This window comes from Paraburkholderia lycopersici, assembly GCF_900096975.1.
Lineage (GTDB): Bacteria > Pseudomonadota > Gammaproteobacteria > Burkholderiales > Burkholderiaceae > Paraburkholderia > Paraburkholderia lycopersici.
Map to the genome: position 1 here is coordinate 36,647 of NZ_FMYQ01000041.1, position 15,835 is coordinate 52,481.

The 15,835-nt window shown below is 65.2% G+C and carries 15 protein-coding genes; 3 read left to right on the top strand and 12 right to left on the bottom strand.

Translation table 11 applies throughout. The annotated features are described in order from the left end of the window. Positions 1-257: 257 nt before the first annotated feature. From BLU17_RS29735 to rpe, 7 genes are all read right to left on the bottom strand, one after another. Entirely contained in the window at positions 258-884 is a 627-nt protein-coding gene (locus BLU17_RS29735) for a CYTH domain-containing protein (protein ID WP_092005522.1), read from the bottom strand. Between the two features lie 12 nt (positions 885-896). Then, the gene (gene trpC / locus BLU17_RS29740; RefSeq protein ID WP_092005525.1) at positions 897-1,682 is read right to left on the bottom strand and encodes an indole-3-glycerol phosphate synthase TrpC; all 786 of its coding nucleotides are present in this window, start codon (positions 1,680-1,682) and stop codon (positions 897-899) included. A 25-nt stretch (positions 1,683-1,707) separates the two neighbouring features. Next, on the bottom strand, positions 1,708-2,736 hold the full coding sequence (gene trpD / locus BLU17_RS29745; protein ID WP_092005528.1) for an anthranilate phosphoribosyltransferase: 1,029 nt from the start codon (positions 2,734-2,736) through the stop codon (positions 1,708-1,710). A 16-nt stretch (positions 2,737-2,752) separates the two neighbouring features. Further along, positions 2,753-3,328 carry an aminodeoxychorismate/anthranilate synthase component II gene (locus tag BLU17_RS29750; protein WP_092005531.1) on the bottom strand — a complete coding sequence of 192 codons (576 nt, stop codon included), beginning with the start codon at positions 3,326-3,328 and terminating at the stop codon, positions 2,753-2,755. Positions 3,329-3,342: 14 nt separating this feature from the next. Further along, positions 3,343-4,836, bottom strand: coding sequence for an anthranilate synthase component I (trpE, locus tag BLU17_RS29755; RefSeq protein WP_092005534.1), 1,494 nt, complete (start codon positions 4,834-4,836; stop codon positions 3,343-3,345). A 488-nt stretch (positions 4,837-5,324) separates the two neighbouring features. Then, a complete protein-coding gene (locus tag BLU17_RS29760) occupies positions 5,325-6,032 on the bottom strand; it encodes a phosphoglycolate phosphatase (RefSeq protein ID WP_092005538.1) in 708 nt (235 codons plus the stop codon). After that, the gene (gene rpe / locus BLU17_RS29765; protein ID WP_092005541.1) at positions 6,029-6,727 is read right to left on the bottom strand and encodes a ribulose-phosphate 3-epimerase; all 699 of its coding nucleotides are present in this window, start codon (positions 6,725-6,727) and stop codon (positions 6,029-6,031) included. The genes BLU17_RS29760 and rpe overlap by 4 nt, the downstream gene beginning before the upstream one ends. Positions 6,728-6,957: 230 nt before the next feature. Between rpe and apaG the strand changes: the two genes are divergently transcribed. Both apaG and mltA read left to right on the top strand, forming a co-directional pair. After that, positions 6,958-7,332: a Co2+/Mg2+ efflux protein ApaG gene (gene apaG / locus BLU17_RS29770; RefSeq protein WP_092005544.1), complete on the top strand. Its 375-nt coding sequence runs from the start codon at positions 6,958-6,960 to the stop codon at positions 7,330-7,332. 88 nt (positions 7,333-7,420) lie between these two features. After that, positions 7,421-8,722: a murein transglycosylase A gene (gene mltA, locus BLU17_RS29775; RefSeq protein WP_092005547.1), complete on the top strand. Its 1,302-nt coding sequence runs from the start codon at positions 7,421-7,423 to the stop codon at positions 8,720-8,722. Between the two features lie 87 nt (positions 8,723-8,809). On the opposite strand, the gene paaK is transcribed toward mltA, so the two are convergent. The 5 genes from paaK to paaN form a co-directional block, all read right to left on the bottom strand. After that, positions 8,810-10,108 (bottom strand): phenylacetate--CoA ligase PaaK, encoded by a 1,299-nt coding sequence (paaK, locus tag BLU17_RS29780; protein ID WP_092005550.1) that lies wholly within the window; start codon positions 10,106-10,108, stop codon positions 8,810-8,812. Between the two features lie 66 nt (positions 10,109-10,174). Next, complete coding sequence (gene paaI / locus BLU17_RS29785; protein WP_245747076.1) at positions 10,175-10,645, bottom strand: hydroxyphenylacetyl-CoA thioesterase PaaI; 471 nt, start codon at positions 10,643-10,645, stop codon at positions 10,175-10,177. A gap of 1 nt (position 10,646) precedes the next feature. Beyond that, a complete protein-coding gene (paaG, locus tag BLU17_RS29790) occupies positions 10,647-11,438 on the bottom strand; it encodes a 2-(1,2-epoxy-1,2-dihydrophenyl)acetyl-CoA isomerase PaaG (protein ID WP_092005553.1) in 792 nt (263 codons plus the stop codon). Between the two features lie 168 nt (positions 11,439-11,606). Beyond that, positions 11,607-12,815: a 3-oxoadipyl-CoA thiolase gene (gene pcaF, locus BLU17_RS29795; protein WP_092005556.1), complete on the bottom strand. Its 1,209-nt coding sequence runs from the start codon at positions 12,813-12,815 to the stop codon at positions 11,607-11,609. 97 nt (positions 12,816-12,912) lie between these two features. After that, positions 12,913-14,613 (bottom strand): phenylacetic acid degradation protein PaaN, encoded by a 1,701-nt coding sequence (gene paaN / locus BLU17_RS29800; protein ID WP_092005560.1) that lies wholly within the window; start codon positions 14,611-14,613, stop codon positions 12,913-12,915. A gap of 139 nt (positions 14,614-14,752) precedes the next feature. On the opposite strand from paaN, the gene BLU17_RS29805 reads away from it, so the two are divergent. After that, positions 14,753-15,529, top strand: a complete 777-nt coding sequence (locus tag BLU17_RS29805; RefSeq protein ID WP_092005564.1) for an enoyl-CoA hydratase — start codon at positions 14,753-14,755, stop codon at positions 15,527-15,529. The last annotated feature ends 306 nt before the right edge of the window (positions 15,530-15,835 follow it).

Consider the following 15,835-nt stretch of genomic DNA (forward strand, 5'->3'; position numbering starts at 1 on the left):
AAGAGCGAAGCTTGCACCGGCATCGCGCCGCGCGGGCGTTTCGTGGAGGTCATGGGCGGCAAGTGTCGCAGCAATCGCGCGGCGATTCAATCCGGCAGGCGCGCGGCAGGACAGGCATTTGCGGCTTTGGCACGGCGTTGCAACTAACCGCGCCTGTTTGCGCCGATTCACGCCTGTTCGTGTCCGTTCGCGTGTTTGCGCCTGTTTATGTCTGCCGAGCGTCCGCGCGGGTTTGGAATCGGCGCGGCACGCCGTTCTCAGCCTTCGCGCAGCTTGTATCCGCGCTGGGCCTTGCTGGTATCGTCGGGCGCGACGCCCGGCAGCGCTTTTGCGAGTTCCGCAGCGAGCGTGTGCAGCGCGGCTTCGTCGCCGGCCTTCAGTTCGAGTTCGATTTCGCAGATCGGTCTGCGGCGCGTTGCGCCGTTCACGTCCGCGGTGATCTCGCCCTGGTCGACGGCCGCCTCCACCTGCGCCCCGTCGACTTCGAGCGCCCACAGCGTGCGCGTGAAGTCGGTGCGAAAGAGCGGGATCAGAGTCGCAGCCGCATCCGAGAGCGCCGTCGAAACGCCCGCTTCGTCGCACTCGTGCAGCAGCTTGCCGATTTCGAGCGCTTCGCCCGCCACCGGCATTTCCCACTCGTGCCGCGCGTGCAGACCGTTTTGCGCCACGCCGATGGTCTTGAACGTCTGCAGCCAGCCCTCGGGCGCGCGGCGCAGGCGCAGGGCGCTCTTCGCGCGCGCGAGCGTGAGCGCGGGCGTGTCGAAGTAGACGTTTTCGAGCTTGACGGCGCGACCGGGCTCGCCGGCGCGCGTCTCGAACAGACGTAGCGCCGCGTCCACCTGGTCGCGCGGCAGCGCGAGTTTGATTTCGCGTTCGATGGCCATCGCGGTGTCCGGTCAGAAGAACATGCGGGCGAGTTCCTCGCCCGGCTGCTCGGCGCGCATGAACGCTTCGCCCACGAGGAACGTGTGCACGGAAAGCGCGCGCATCTTCTCGACGTCCGCACGCGAGAGAATGCCCGACTCGGTCACGACGATGCGGCCTTCCGGCACGTCGTCGAGCATGTCGATGGTGGTCTGCAGCGTGGTTTCGAACGTGCGCAGATTGCGGTTGTTGATGCCGATGAGCGGCGTTTTCAGCGTGAGCGCGTGTTCGAGCTCGTTGCGGTCGTGCACTTCGACGAGCACGGCGAGACCGAGCGAATGCGCAAGCGCTTCGAGGTCGCGCATCTGGCCGGGCTCCAGCGCGGCGGCGATCAGCAGGATCGCGTCGGCGCCCATCGCACGCGCTTCGACGATCTGGTACGGGTCGACGATAAAGTCCTTGCGCAGCACGGGCAGGTTGCAGGCGGCGCGCGCGGCTTCGAGGTAGGCGGCGCTGCCCTGGAAGAACTGCACGTCGGTGAGCACGGAAAGGCAGGCTGCACCGTGTTCGGCGTACGAGCGCGCGATCCCGGCGGGCTGGAAGTTTTCGCGCAGCACGCCTTTCGAGGGGCTCGCCTTCTTCACTTCGGCGATCACGGCCGCCTGGCCGTTGTCGTGCTTCGCGCGCAATGCGCCGACGAAGTCGCGCAGATCGCGCACGCTCGCTTCGAGCCGCAGTTCTTCGAGCGGTGCGCTCTGCTGCGCCGCGCGCACTTCTTCGCGCTTGACGGCGATGATTTTGTCGAGAATGTCGCTCATGATGTCCGGGAAAAACGGTGCTGGATCAGCGTTTGAACTGTTGCGTGAAGCGTACCAGTTCGTCGACTTTGGCGCGCGCGCGGCCGCTTGCGAGCGTTTCGCGCGCAAGCACGATGCCGTCGGCGATCGAATCCGCCACGTTCGCGCAGTAGAGCGCCGTGCCCGCGTTCAGCGCGACGATTTCGCGCGGCGTGCCCGGCTCGTTCGAGAGCGCGCCGAGCAGCATCGCCTTCGATTCGTCGGCGTTTTCGACCTTGAGCGAGCGGTTCGAGACCATTTGCATGCCGAAGTCCTCGGGGTGAATCTCGTACTCGCGAATCTGGCCGTCCTTGAGTTCGCCCACGAGCGTCGCCGCGCCGAGCGACACTTCGTCCATGCCGTCCTTGCCGTACACGACGCACACGTGCTTCGCGCCGAGGCGCGCCATCACGCGCACCTGAATGCCGACGAGATCCGGATGAAACACGCCCATCAACTGGTTCGGCGCGCCGGCCGGATTCGTGAGCGGCCCGAGGATGTTGAAGATCGTGCGCACGCCCAGTTCGCGGCGCACGGCGGCGATGTTCTTCATCGCGGGATGATGGTTGGGCGCGAACATGAAGCCCATGCCCGTTTCGGCGATCGACGCGGCCACCTGGTCCGGCTGCAGGTCGATGTTCACGCCGAGCGCTTCGAGCACGTCCGCGCTGCCCGACTTGCTCGATACGCCGCGGTTGCCGTGCTTCGCGACCTTCGCGCCCGCTGCCGCGGCGACGAACATCGAAGCCGTGGAAATATTGAAGGTATGCGAACCATCGCCGCCGGTACCGACGATATCGATGAAGTTCGCGTTGTCCTTGACCTCGACGTGATGCGCGAATTCGCGCATCACGGTCGCGGCCGCCGTGATCTCGCCGATGGTTTCCTTCTTCACGCGCAAGCCGGTGATGATGGCGGCCGAGAGTACGGGCGAAAGTTCGCCGCGCATGATGAGGCGCATGAGATGGAGCATCTCGTCGTGGAAAATCTCGCGGTGCTCGATCGTGCGTTGGAGCGCTTCCTGTGGGGTAATCATGGGGTTCGCCTCCGTATCAAGCACTTTGGGTCTGCTTCAGGAAGTTTTCGAAGAGCGCGTGACCGTGCTCCGAAAGAATCGACTCCGGATGGAACTGCACGCCTTCGACCGCAAGTTCGCGGTGACGCACGCCCATGATTTCGCCGTCTTCGGCCCACGCCGAGATTTCGAGGCAGTCGGGCAGCGACTCGCGCTCGATGGCGAGCGAGTGGTAGCGCGTGACGTTGAAGTGCTTCGGCAGGTCGGCGAACACGCCGCGGCCGTCGGTTTCGATCCGGCTCACCTTGCCGTGCATGATGGTCTTCGCGCGCACGACGCGCCCGCCGAACGCTTCGCCGATCGCCTGGTGGCCGAGGCACACGCCGAGAATCGGAATCCGGCCGGAAAACTCGCGCAGCACGTCGAGCGTGATGCCCGCGTGCTGCGGGTTGCTCGGCCCGGGCGAGAGGCAGATGCGCCCGGGATTGAGCTTCGCGATCTCGTCGAGGGTGATTTCGTCGTTGCGATACGTGCGGACGTCTTCGCCGAGCTCGCCGAAGTACTGGACGATGTTGTAGGTAAACGAATCGTAGTTGTCGATCATGAGCAACATGGTCTTTTCTCCGCTCAGAAGTCGCTGTCGAGGCCGTCCTGCACCTGCTCGGCGGCGCGCAGCACGGCGCGCGCCTTGTTCTCGGTTTCCTGCCATTCGGACTCGGGCACCGAATCGGCGACGATGCCCGCCGCGGCCTGCACGTACAGATTGCCGTTGTGGATGAGGCCGGTGCGGATGGCGATCGCGAGATCCATCTCGCCGTTGAACGAGAGGTAGCCGACCGCGCCGCCGTAGAGGCCGCGCTTCACGGGCTCCAGCTCGTCGATCAGCTCCATCGCGCGCACCTTCGGCGCGCCCGAGAGCGTGCCGGCGGGGAAGGTGGCGCGCAGCACGTCGAAGTTGTTCATGCCGGGCTTGAGCTTGCCTTCCACGGAGCTCACGATGTGCTGCACGTGCGAGTACTTCTCGATGATCATCTTGTCCGTCACGGTCACCGAGCCGATCTCGGCGATGCGGCCCACGTCGTTGCGCGCGAGGTCGATCAGCATGACGTGCTCGGCGATTTCCTTCGGGTCGTTGAGCAGCTCGGTCGCGAGTTCGGCGTCGCGCTCGGGCGTGTTGCCGCGCGGGCGCGTGCCCGCGAGCGGACGGATCGTCACGATGCGGTCCTCGCCGCGCTGTTCCTGGCGCACGAGAATCTCCGGCGATGCGCCCACCACGTGGAATTCGCCGAAGTTGTAGTAGTACATGTACGGCGACGGGTTCAGCGAGCGCAGCGCGCGGTAGAGCGAGAGCGGATTGTCGCGATACGGCTTGATGAGGCGCTGGCCGACCTGTACCTGCATCAGCTCGCCCGCTGCGATGTATTCCTTCGCCTTGCGCACGGCGGCGAGGTAATCGTCCTTCCTGAATTCGCGGAACGTCTCGGTGCGCACGCTCGCCGAGGTCACGGGCGGCTGCACCGTCGTGCGCAGGCGTTGCTTGAGCTCGCGCAGGCGGTGTTTGGCCTTCGTGTAGGCCTCGGGCGTCTGCGGATCGGCGTAGACGATGAGGTAGAGCTTGCCCGCGAGATTGTCGATGACGGCGACTTCCTCGGTCAGCAGCAACTGGATGTCGGGCAGGCCGAGGTCGTCGGGCGGGGCCGTGTCGGCGAGCTTCTTCTCGATGTAGCGCACTGCGTCGTAACCGAAGTAGCCGGCGAGGCCGCCGCAGAAGCGCGGTAGGCCGGGACGCTGCGCGACCTTGAAGCGCGCCTGGAACTGCGCGATGAATGCCAGCGGGTCGCCGTGGTGCGTCTCGATCACCTTGCCGTCTCGCACGACTTCGGAGACGCCGTTGCGCGTGCGGATCAGCGAGCGAGCGGGCAGGCCGATGAACGAGTAGCGCCCGAAGCGCTCGCCGCCCACCACGGACTCCAGCAGGAACGAGTTGGCGCCGCCGCGCTCGGGCTGCGCGAGCTTGAGGTACAGCGAGAGAGGCGTTTCGAGATCGGCGAGTGCTTCGGCGATCAGCGGGATGCGGTTGTAGCCCTCGTTGGCGAGAGACTGAAATTCGAGTTCGGTCATGTTCCGATCCTGTTCGTGCTGCCGGTCGCGGCGTCGGGTGCGGGCCCAGTGCGGCTCAAAAAGGGGCGCGAGGCGAGCGCGAGGCGTGTGTTTTTGAGTGCTTGATGGCCGCTGGCGCTCGCTCGTGCGGCCCGAAAAACGCGTAGTGCCGAAAGCGTTTGCCGGGCCGGTGTACGGTGGGGCGACGGCAAGGGGCGTAGGCGCTCGCGCCTCGCGCACCTCGCCGCGAACGGCGAAACGACACGCAAGGACAACGAAAGCCAGCGGCCAGACCCGCCGACGGTTTACCGCAACAGTTTAGAGTCGAGACACGCGCGAGTGCGCAGCGAAGTAAAAAACGGTGCCGAAGACGAATGTTGACCCGACTTCAGCGAACCTCGGTTGAGGTTAGCGCGACCAGCGACGCCAGGGCCAGGCTCCCCGGTCGATGCTGCTCAGACTCCGTTTTTTATTCAGAAACATGAGATAGTTGACGTTCAGTTGAGAACTTAAGTCAGATTATTGTGCGCTGCGACCGCCTTGGCGGCGTCGAGCAGCGAGGCAACTATACCATCCGATTCAATTTTTTGTACAGGTTGCCCGTGGTTGTAGCCGTAGGGCACCGTGAGCGTGGCCATGCCGGCCGCTCGGCCCGCGATCGCGTCGTTCTCCGAATCGCCGATCGCGACCGCGGCCTCGGGTTTCACGCCGAGGCGCTCGCACGCGGTAAGCATCGGCAGCGGATCGGGTTTTTTCTTCGGCAGGCTGTCGCCGCCGAGCACGACTTCGAAATACCGCGCGAGACCGTATTGCCGCAAGAGCTCGACCGCAAAGCGGTGCGGCTTGTTGGTCACGCACGCGAGCTTGATGCCCTGGTCGCGCAGCGCGGCAAGGCCCGCTTCGACATCGGGATACAGATGCGTGTGGCGGCCATTGATCTTCGCGTACTCGTCCTGGTACAGCGCGAGCGCCTCGTCGAAGCGTGCCTGGGCGTCGTCGGCGGGAAAGCGCGGTGCGAGCACGCTCTTGATCAGATGCTCCGAACCCTTGCCGACGTAGCCCATCACTTCCTCGCGCGTCGTTTCTTCGGCGTCGAGCTGCGCGAGCATGCCGTTCAGGCCCGCGGCGAAGTCGTCGGCAGTGTCGACCATCGTGCCGTCGAGGTCGATCAGCGCCGCTTCGATGCGCGGCGCGTCGAAATGGAGGGGGGCGCTCATTTTGCGTTGGCTTCGGGCGCCACGCCCGCGAGCTGCGCGCGCATCTGGTCGATCACGGCCTTGTAGTCGGGCTTGCCGAAGATCGCCGAGCCCGCCACGAAGGTGTCCGCGCCGGCCGCCGCGATTTCGGCGATGTTGTCGACCTTCACGCCGCCGTCCACTTCGAGATGAATCTCACGGCCCGTGTGCGCCGTATAGGCGTCGATCTTCGCGCGCGCCTCACGCAGCTTGTTGAGCGCCTCGGGAATGAACGACTGGCCGCCGAAACCAGGATTCACCGACATGATGAGGACGAGGTCGAGCTTGTCCATCACGTGGTCGAGGTAGTTGAGCGGCGTGGCCGGGTTGAACACGAGGCCGGCCTTGCAGCCGTGGTCGCGGATCAGCGAGAGCGTGCGGTCGATGTGGTCCGAGCTTTCCGGATGGAAGCTGATGAGGTTCGCGCCGGCCTTGGCGAAATCGGGCACGATGCGGTCGACCGGGCGCACCATCAGATGCACGTCGATAGGCACGTTCACGTGCGGGCGGATCGCCTCGCACACGAGCGGTCCGATCGTAAGGTTCGGCACGTAATGGTTGTCCATCACGTCGAAGTGGATCCAGTCGGCGCCAGCCGCGACGACGTTGCGGACTTCCTCGCCAAGACGCGAAAAGTCGGCGGAGAGAATGCTGGGGGCGATGCGGAATTGCGTCATGGCTGCAATCGGAAAACTGTCGGAAAAGCCGTATTTTAGCGTCAGCGGGGCGCGGCGCCGGGCAGGTAGTGCGTATCGGCGCCGAGGGCCGTGCCGGGTTGCGGGGGCTCGTCGCATCAAGCAGAATGCCAAACCATGTGCCGCGCGTCGCGGCGCGTGCGCGAGCGCCTTGCTGCGCGGGCGTTTTAGACAACGGACCCGGCGGCCGCACCCGGGCGATTGGAACAAGGATGAGCCAGTACGAATTCAGCGTGACGTCGCAGGTGCGCTACCTGCCCGAAGAATCGGACCCGGAGCGCCGGCAATACGCCTTCGCGTACACATTGACCATCCGCAATACCGGTCAGGTGAGCGCCCAGCTCATCGCGCGCCATTGGGTCATCACCGACAGCGAAAATCACGTGCAGGAAGTCAAGGGGCTCGGCGTGGTCGGCCATCAGCCGCTTTTGAAGCCCGGCGAGCAGTTCGAGTACACGAGCTGGGCCGTGATCGCGACGCCTGTGGGCACCATGCGCGGCGAGTACTTCTGCGTGGCCGAGGACGCCGAGCGCTTCGAGGCGCCCGTGTCCGAATTCGTACTGCGCATGCCGCGCACACTCCATTGAACCGCCGCGCGAATCCGGGGTCTGCTAGTCCTGACGCCGCTTGTCGCGCGAGGCTTGTTTCTTCCTGCCCGACGCGGTCCACACAACGATGAAAACCAGCAGGAACAGCGCAAGGAGCGCTTCCAGACCAAACATGAGCATCGGGTATTCGTCGAGCAGTTCTGACATGGCGGCATCCATCGAGAGCCAATATTGTAGGCGCGATTGTGGCGTCGATTCCGCTGCCGATTCTCCGGTGATGCCGGGATTCACAAAGGCGCGATATCGCGCGGGCTCGACACTTCGGCGCGCGGGCGGCTGGCTGGTCGCCGTTTCGCTGGCGACTTTGCTTGCCGCATGCGGCGGCCCGAGCTATGTGCGCAACGCGCCGCCCAAGGGCGCGCCCACGCTGCCCTCTCAGCTTGCCGCGCAGCGCCTCACGCCGGTTGCCTGGCAGCAGGTGCCGGGCTGGCAGGACGACTCGCTGATCGGCGTGACGTCGGCGCTGCGCGCGAACTGCACGCGCCTTGCGCGCGATCCGCGCTGGCAGCGCGCCTGCTCGGCCGCCACACAGCTCGACGACCTCGACGCTTCCAGCGCCCGCGCATTCTTCGAAACGTATTTCACGCCCTATCAGTTCGCCAACAACGACGGTACGGTCGACGGCCTCGTGACCGGCTATTACGAGCCGTTGCTGCACGGTTCGCGTACGCGTCACGGTATCTATCAGACGGCGCTCTATCGTTGGCCGTCCGGCTATCGCGCGGGCGCCGCGCTGCCTCCGCGCGCGCAGCTCGAGCGCTCGGGCGTGCTCAACGGCAACGAGCTCGTCTGGGTCGACGATCCGATCGAAGCGTTCTTCCTGCAGGTGCAAGGCTCGGGGCGCATCGTGATGGAAGACGGCAGCGTGATGCGCGTGGGCTTTGGCGGCACCAACAACCAGCCGTACAAATCGATCGGGCGCTGGCTTCTCGACCGCGGTGAGCTCACGCCCGCGCAGGCGACCATGCAGGGCATCAAGGCCTGGGCGCGCGCGAACCCGACACGCGTCGATGCGCTCCTCGACACCAATCCGCGTTTCGTGTTCTTCCGCGAGATGGCGTCGAACGAGGGCGACTCGCAAGGCGGATCAGATGGCCCGATCGGGGCGCTTGGCGTGCCGCTCACGCCGGAGCGCTCGATTGCCGTCGATCCAGCGTCGATCCCGCTCGGCACGCCGGTGTTTCTCCAGACCACGCGGCCGCTCACGAACATGCCGCTCAACCGGCTCGTGTTCGCGCAGGACACGGGCACGGCGATCAAGGGCGGCGTGCGCGCCGACTATTTCTGGGGCTTGGGCGACGACGCCGGCGATCTGGCCGGCAAGATGAAGCAGGGTGGCCGCATGTGGCTGCTGTTTCCGAACTCGTGAAGGGGCGCTTGGCCATGCACGTGAAGTGAAAAAGCCGGCGGCGCCGGCTTTTTCTTTGCTTCGCGCGGCGTTGTCCGCCGCGTGCCGTTACTTCGGCCGCTTGTCGATTACACGCTTGGCCTTGCCGACCGAGCGCTCGATGCCGTTCACGTCAAGCACGTTGACCTGCGCCGTCACGCCGATAAGCGCCTTGATGTCATAAGCGAGCGCGTCGCGCGCTGCGTCGAGCGCGCCGTAGTCGGGTGCGGCTTCGGGACACGGCTCGCAGTTGAGCGTCATTACGTCCATTGGACCTTCCTTGGTCAGGATGATCTGGTAGTGCGGAGCGAGCGCGGGCTGCTTGAGCAGCAGTTCCTCGATCTGCGTGGGGAACACGTTCACGCCGCGAATAATCAGCATGTCGTCCGAGCGGCCCGTGATTTTCTCCATGCGGCGCATGGTGCGCGCCGTACCCGGCAAGAGACGCGTGAGGTCGCGCGTGCGGTAACGGATGATGGGCAGTGCTTCCTTCGTGAGCGAGGTGAAGACGAGTTCGCCAAATTCGCCGTCGGGCAGGACTTCGCCGGTTTCCGGGTCGATGATCTCGGGATAGAAGTGGTCTTCCCAGATCGTCGGGCCGTCTTTCGTTTCCGCGCATTCCGAGGCCACGCCCGGGCCCATCACTTCCGAAAGGCCGTAGATGTCGACCGCCGTGATGCCCATGCGGTTCTCGATGGCTGTGCGCATGTCGTTGGTCCAGGGCTCCGCGCCGAAGATGCCGATGCGCAGCGAGCAGGTAGCCGGGTCGATGCCCTGGCGCTCCATTTCGTCGGCGATCGCGAGCATGTAGCTCGGCGTGACCATGATGATGTCGGGGCGGAAGTCCTGGATCAGCTGCACCTGCTTTTCGGTCTGGCCGCCGCCGAACGGAATGACTGTGAGGCCCGCGCGCTCCGCGCCATAGTGGGCGCCGAGGCCGCCCGTGAATAGGCCATAGCCGTAGCTCACGTGCACCTTGTCGCCGCGGCGTGCGCCCGCCGCGCGCACCGAACGCGCGACGAGGTTGGCCCAGGTGTCGATGTCGCGCGCCGTGTAGGCGACCACGGTCGGCTTGCCGGTCGTGCCCGACGAGGCATGGATGCGCGAAATCCGCTCCTGCGGCACGGCGAACATGCCGAACGGATAGTTGTCGCGCAGATCCTTCTTCGTGGTGAACGGAAAGCGCGCGAGATCGGCAAGCGACTGCACTTCGGACGGATGCACGCCCGCTTCGTCGAACTTGCGGCGATAGACCGGCGAGCTTTCGTAGGCGTGGTTCAGCGACCATTTCAGGCGCTCGAGTTGCAGCGCGGCAAGCTCGTCGCGGCTCGCCGTTTCAATGGGTTCGAGCGGCAGCGTGGTAGTCATGGGTGTCTCCTGGACCTTAAGAACTTTACTCGTGACGCGTGGGGAATCGAGCAGGGGAAACCCGGTTCACGTTGCGACTGGAACGACATTGCCGCGGATCTGTGCGGACTTGCCTCGGAAAAGCGCGACGGTTTCGCCCGCCCGGTTCGTGACGCGGATGTCGTAGACACCGCTGCGCCCCGACAGCACCTGTTCGACGGCTTCGGCGGTCAACACCTCGTCGCGCAGGACCGGGCGCAGGAACTCGATCGAGCAGCCGGCCGCTACGGTGCTGACGTTGTACGAATTGCACGCGAAAGCGAAGGCCGAATCCGCTAGCGAGAAAATCATGCCGCCGTGGCAGGTCTGGTGGCCGTTGAGGAACTCGGGGCGCACGGCCATTCTGAGGCGCGCGTAACCGGCGCGGACTTCGAGCAGTTCCATGCCGAGCGCCCGGGTGCAGCCGTCGGCTTCGTACATGGCTTGCGCTGCCGCGCGGGCGAGTTCGTCGGGCGACATGTCGGCCTCCTGCTTGCGTTGCGAGACTGGTGCGGACATCTCAGCGGCCCTCGAAGTGCGGTGCGCGTTTTTCGATGAACGCCTGGACGCCCTCGGCGTAGTCGTGCGAAGCGCCCAGCTCGCGCTGCAGATCGCGCTCGAGGTCGAGTTGCTGGTCGAGCGTGTTCGTGGCCGAGGCGCGCAGCGCTTCACGCGTCGCAACGATCGCGCGCGTGGGCTGCTGTGCGAGACGCGCGGCGAGCGCGCCGGCCGTTTGCGCGAGGTCCGCGTCGTCGGTCACCTGCCAGACGAGGCCCCAGCTTTCCGCTTTTTCCGCGCTGAGCTTGTCGCCGGTCATGGCGAGACCGAGCGCGCGCGCCATGCCCACGCGCTTGGGCAGAAACCAGGTGCCGCCGGAATCGGGCACGAGACCGATTTTCACGAACGCCTGGATGAAGCTCGCGGAGCGTGCAGCGATCACGAGGTCGCAGGCGAAGGCGAGATTCGCGCCAGCGCCGGCCGCGGTGCCGTTGACGGCCGCGATCACGGGCATCGGCAGCGCCTGCAGGCGCTTGATCAGCGGATTGAAATGCGCTTCGATGAGCGCGCCGAGATCGGTCATCGCACCCGGCGTGAAGTCGAGATCGGCGAGATCCTGGCCTGCGCAGAAGCCGCGTCCCGCGCCGGTCAGCACCAGCGCGCGCGCGCCGGCAGCGGCGACTTCCTCGAGTGCCGCAGCGAGTTCGCGATGCATGGCGCGCGTGAAGCTGTTGAGCTTGTCGGGCCGGTTGAGCGTGATCGTGGCCACGTGGGTAGATGCGTCGATTTCGACGCGGATCGCATCGTAAGGCATCGGTTGTCTCCTTGATTGGCCGCCCCTGGGGTGTCGGCCCGAGTTAGCGCTTTAGCCCTGCCCGGGGCCCGTAGCGCCCGTGCGGCCCATGCAAAGCTGGCTTCCGCCTGGGACCGCCGCGCGCTTACGCTTCTTGGCACGGCAGCTCGATACTGCGTGCGCTGTGTGTTACGCCTCGATGCGTTCGATCGCCAGCGCAATGCCCTGGCCAACACCGATGCACATCGTGCAAAGCGCGTAGCGTCCTTTCGTGCGTTCCAGTTGATAAAGTGCCGTTGTGACGAGACGTGCGCCCGATGCGCCAAGCGGGTGACCCAGCGCAATCGCGCCGCCGTTCGGATTCACGCGTGGATCGTCGTCGGCGATGCCGAGCGTGCGCAGCACGGCGAGACCTTGCGACGCGAACGCTTCGTTCAGTTCGATCACGTCGAACTGGTCCAGCGTCATGCCGAGCTGCTTGAGCAGCTTTTGCGTGGCGGGCGCGGGGCCGATGCCCATGATGCGCGGCGCGACGCCGGCCGTAGCCATGCCGAGCACGCGCGCGCGGCGGCGCAGTCCATACTGGTTCGCCGCTTCCTCGTTGGCGAGCAGCAGGGCGCAGGCGCCGTCGTTGACGCCCGAGGCATTGCCGGCCGTGACGGTGCCGTCCGGCTTCACGACGCCCTTGAGCTTGCCGAGTGCTTCGAGCGTGGTTTCGCGCAGGTGTTCGTCGAGCGCCACGCGTAACGGGTCCCCCTTCTTTTGCGCAATCTCGACGGCGACGATTTCCTGCCCGAGCGTGCCGTCCTTCTGGGCGCGCGCCGCCTTCTGCTGGCTGCGCAGCGCGAACGCGTCCTGATCTGCGCGATTGATATCGAATTCGACCGCGACGTTTTCCGCCGTCTCGGGCATCGAATCGACACCGTACTGCTGCTTCATCAGCTTGTTGACGAAACGCCAGCCGATCGTCGTATCGTAAATGTTCGCTTCGCGCGAAAAGGCAGATGCGGCCTTGCCCATTACGAACGGCGCGCGCGTCATGCTCTCCACGCCGCCCGCGATCATGAGGCGCGCTTCGCCCGCCTTGATCGCGCGCGCCGCGCTGCCGACAGCGTCGAGGCCGGAGCCGCACAGACGGTTGAGCGTGCCGCCCGGCGCGTCAGTGGGCAGGCCCGCGAGCAGCGCCGCCATGCGCGCGACGTTGCGGTTGTCTTCGCCGGCCTGGTTGGCGCAGCCGTAGAGCACGTCGTCGAGCGCGCGCCAGTCCACGCCGGGATTGCGCTCGATGAGTGCGCGGATCGGCACTGCGGCGAGGTCGTCGGCGCGGACGTCCTTGAGGGCGCCGCCATAGCGGCCGAACGGGGTGCGAATCGCGTCGCAGATATAGGCTTCGGTCATCTCGGGTTCCTGGGGCGCGAGCACGAGAATGCACTCACGCCTTGCATGCTAGAGGGATGGACATGCGGCCGCACTTCGGCCGAACGGCATAGGCCGTTTAGCCGGCTACCGCGGGAGCCGCTTTCGGTTCAACATGAACGCGGCTTTGAACCACGCGGAAGCGGTTCGCCACGAAGGCGGCGTCGGCGAGCGCGGCGTTCGCCGCAGGGTTCGCGCCCGTGCCGTGGAAGTCGGAGAATGCGGCCGACTGGTTCACGAACACGCCGCCAGTCAGGTTGATCGAGAGCGCTACGCCGCCGGTGATGGCGGCTTCGTGTGCGGCGTCGATCACGCTGTCGTCGGTGCTGTAGACGGAAAGCGTAAGCGCGCCGTGGTCGCGTGCGGTTTCGCCTGCCAGCTTGAGCGATTGCGCGGTCGAATCCGTCGCGATCACGAACGAGATCGGGCCGAACCATTCGCGCGTGAACTGTGCGGCGTCTCGGGTCGCATCGAGCGAGAGCACGAGCGGCGTGCGCACGCGCGCACTGGCGAACTGTGGATGTTCCAGTGCCTGGCTGTCGGCGAGCACGGTGCCGAGCTTGCGGGCTTCGTCGATGCGAGCCGTCACGCCTTCGTTCTGGATCGCGCCGAGCACCTCGACGGCGCGCGCCGGATCGGCCACGAATTTCTGCACGGCGCCGGCAATTGCCTGCGCGACGGCCTCGAAGCTCACGTGGCCTTCGGCGGTATGGATGCCGTCGCGCGGCACATAGATGTTTTGTGGGGCCGTGCACATTTGGCCCGAGTAGAGCGACAGCGAGAAGGCGATGTTGCGCGCGGCGGCCTTCAGGTCGTCCACGGAATCGATCACGATCTGGTTCACGCCGGCTTTCTCGGTGTAGACCTGCGCCTGGTGCGCATTGCGCTCGAGCCAGTCGCCGTTTTGCGTGCTACCCGTGAAGTCGATCAGTTTGATTTCGGGGCGCAGCGCCAGCTGCTGGACAAGCGCGCCGTCGTTGGGGGCGGTGGCCAGCAGGGTCACGACGTTCGGATCGAAGCCGGCTTCGCGCAGCACGTCGCGGGCGATGCGCACGGTGATCGCGAGCGGCAGGATCGCGCCGGGGTGCGGCTTGACGATCACGGTGTTGCCGGTCGCGAGATCGGCGAACAGGCCCGGGTAGCCGTTCCAGGTCGGGAACGTGCAGCAGCCGAGCACGAGACCGGTGCCGCGCGGCACGATGGTGAAGTGCTTGCGCATCGCGAGCGGTGGGTTCTTGCCCTGCGGCTTTTCCCAGTGCGCGTCGGCGGGAATGCGGCGCAACTGGTCGTAGGCGTAAGCGACGGCTTCGAGCGCGCGGTCCTGAGCGTGCGGGCCGCCGGCCTGGAACGCCATCATGAATGCCTGGCCGGTCGTGTGCATCACGCTAAAAGCGATCTCGAAGCTTGCGCGGTTCAGGCGCTCAAGGATCTCGAGGCTCACGCCTGCCCATGCCTGTGGGCCGGCGGCGCGCCAGTCGCGCTGGGCTTTCTGCGCGGCTTCGATCAACTGGTCCGGCGTTGACTTCGGGTAGCGCGCGCCGAGCGCGAAGCCGAACGGCGAGGTCTCGCTGCCAACGGTTTCGCCGGTAGACGGCTGGTCGAGTTCGAAAGGGCGATTCAAATGCGCTTTGAATGCGGTTTCGCCGTCTGCGCCAGCGGTTTCCCCGTACACTTTGGGACTAGGCATTTCGGCGAACGGGCTCCAGTAGCCGCGGGTCTCGATGGCGGCAAGCGCTTTTTGAAGCGCGCCCTCGTGTTTGGCGAACAACGGATTTGTCATGGCGCAACGTTGATAGAGAGGTTGGACAGGGCCCGTGCCAATTAATTGACCGACCGGTTGGTTGGCAAATGTTAGCATTAGTCAAAGTTCCGCGTGAAAGATTTTTTTTGAGACGATTTTTTTGATCGAAGGAGGGGTTATGGGGTACGAAAATCTGTTGGTCGAGACGCGCGGCAAAGTCGGTTTGATCACGCTGAACCGGCCGAAGGCGTTGAATGCGCTGAACGATGCGCTTATGGACGAGCTGGGCGCTGCGCTCAAGGCATTCGACGCCGATGAAGGCGTGGGCGCGATTGTCATTACGGGTAGCGAAAAGGCGTTCGCCGCGGGCGCGGACATCGGCATGATGGCGAGCTATACCTTCATGGATGTGTACAAGGGCGACTACATCACGCGCAACTGGGAAACGATCCGCTCGATCCGCAAGCCGATCATTGCGGCTGTCGCGGGTTTCGCGTTGGGTGGCGGCTGTGAACTGGCCATGATGTGCGACATGATCTTCGCTGCGGATACGGCGAAGTTCGGCCAGCCCGAGATCAAGCTGGGTGTCATTCCGGGTGCGGGCGGTACGCAGCGTCTGCCGCGCGCAGTGTCGAAAGCGAAGGCCATGGATCTGTGCCTGACAGCGCGGATGATGGGCGCGGAAGAGGCCGAGCGGGCCGGGCTTGTGTCGCGCGTGATTCCAGCCGCCGATCTGCTGAACGAGACGCTTGCGGCGGCGGCGACCATCTGTGAGTTTTCCCTGCCCGCAGTGATGATGGCGAAGGAGTCGGTCAATCGCGCCTACGAGACCACACTCGCGGAAGGCGTGCACTTTGAGCGCCGCATGTTCCACTCACTTTTCGCGACGGAAGACCAGAAGGAGGGGATGGCGGCGTTCGTCGAGAAGCGCAAGGCGGCATTCAAGAATAAGTAAAAGCATGGGGGCGATCGACAGGAATGTTGGTCGAGATTATTTCCGTCTCCCCCTTGCGGCGTGGCGGCCGGGGCGTTAAGATTCGCCCCCTTCGCTGTTCGATGTGATGGACGTCGGGCGAGTGAAGGCCGCCGCGGAAACCGGCGGTCGCGGGATCAGCAGCCTTCAGGCGGTGACGCTAAAAAAAAGGGGTTGACGAAGCGAAAAAGATTCTTCATAATTTCGTTTCTCTGCTGCTGACGCAGCAACGCAGAAAACGCCGGGCAGTGAGTGGTTGTACGGCGGGTTTCGCGAATGCTCTTTAAA